The sequence below is a fragment of the Micromonospora sp. NPDC049580 genome (assembly GCF_040675595.1).
GTDB lineage: Bacteria > Actinomycetota > Actinomycetes > Mycobacteriales > Micromonosporaceae > Micromonospora.
On record NZ_JBFAPG010000804.1, the window covers coordinates 1 to 1,381 of the forward strand.

The window sequence follows — 1,381 nt, forward strand, 5'->3', positions numbered from 1 at the left end:
GCTGACCGGGACTCTCGTCCTGGTCAGCGCCTCGGTCGTGGAGCGGGTGACGGGAATCGAACCCGCACTGTCAGCTTGGGAAGCTGATGTTCTGCCATTGAACTACACCCGCGGGCGGCACCACTGTACCCGAGTCGTCGAACCGGTGCACCCAGCCACCCCCACGCGCCGGCGGGACGCCGTCACCTCGGAAAAAGTTTCGTGACGGCAAGATATGGGCGTTCTCAAATGTGTCGATGGGTTGTAACGTCTGCCACACGTTTCAGCCACGGCGTGACACACCCCCTGTCACGCCGCCAGAAAGAGGTGGGCCCATGGGACTCCGTCCCAACCTGCTGACCCGGCGTGCCGCCGGTGTCGCGTCGACGACCCTCGCGCTGCTGCTCAGCACCGCTGCGGTGGGCGTCGTTCCGGCTGCTTCGGCCTTCTCCGCGGCGCCGGGCGGCGCCTGCGCGGAGCCGGCCGACAGCCACGCCAACGCTCGGGTGAAGCCCGGCGCGGCGGCCACGCACGACCCGAACGAGCTGACCGCGAAGCAGGTCCGCGAACGCGACGCCGACCTCGCGGCGGCGTTGCGCGAGCGCGCCAACTTCCGGGCCGGCGCCGGCGCCACGACGCTGGCCACCGTCACCATCCCGGTGGTGGTGCACGTGATCCAGGAGAACAGCACCCGGGCCGGCGGCAACATCCCGGACTCGATGATCACTTCGCAGATCAGCGTGCTCAACCAGGCCTACGCGGGCGGAACCGGCGGCGCTGCCACCGCCTTCGCCTTCCGGCTCGACAAGATCAACCGGGTGACGAACCCGTCCTGGTACCCGATCGTCAACGGCTCGTCGGCGGAGCGGTCGATGAAGTCGTCGCTGCGGGTGGGCGGCAAGAACACGCTCAACATCTACCTCGGCGAGCTGAGCGGCGGCCTGCTCGGCTGGGCGACCTTCCCGCAGCAGAACCTCAGCACCATGGACGGCGTGGTCGTGCTGAACGAGTCCCTGCCGGGCGGCACCGCCACCAATTACAACCAGGGCGACACCGGCACCCACGAGATCGGTCACTGGCTGAACCTCTACCACACCTTCCAGGGTGGCTGCGGCGGCTCCGGTGACAGCGTCAGCGACACCCCGGCCGAGGCGTCGCCGGCGTACGAGTGCCCGACCGGGCGGAACACCTGCTCGGCGACCGGCCTGGACCCGATCACCAACTTCATGGACTACACCTACGACTCGTGCATGTACCAGTTCACCCCGGGGCAGGCGAGCCGCATGCTGACCGCGTGGAACGCGTACCGCGCGGCGTAGCTCTCCTCGCGTACACCTGGTGCCGGCTCCGTCGAACACATAGCAGGACCCCCCGTATTTTTTGTATACACACCCGGGTGTAG

Annotated in this window: 1 protein-coding gene and 1 tRNA gene; one reads left to right on the forward strand and one right to left on the reverse strand. The window is 68.1% G+C overall.

The genetic code is table 11. The features are described from left to right. Positions 1-38: 38 nt before the first annotated feature. Positions 39-112 (reverse strand) — tRNA-Gly (locus tag AB0J68_RS32205). 202 nt (positions 113-314) lie between these two features. Between AB0J68_RS32205 and AB0J68_RS32210 the strand changes: the two genes are divergently transcribed. Then, entirely contained in the window at positions 315-1,298 is a 984-nt protein-coding gene (locus AB0J68_RS32210; RefSeq protein ID WP_354854971.1) for a zinc metalloprotease, read from the forward strand. The last annotated feature ends 83 nt before the right edge of the window (positions 1,299-1,381 follow it).

Coding starts and splice junctions, on each gene's coding strand:
- AB0J68_RS32210 (WP_354854971.1), top strand. CDS start 315: ATGGGACTCCGTCCCAACCTGCTGACCCGGCGTGCCGCCGGTGTCGCG.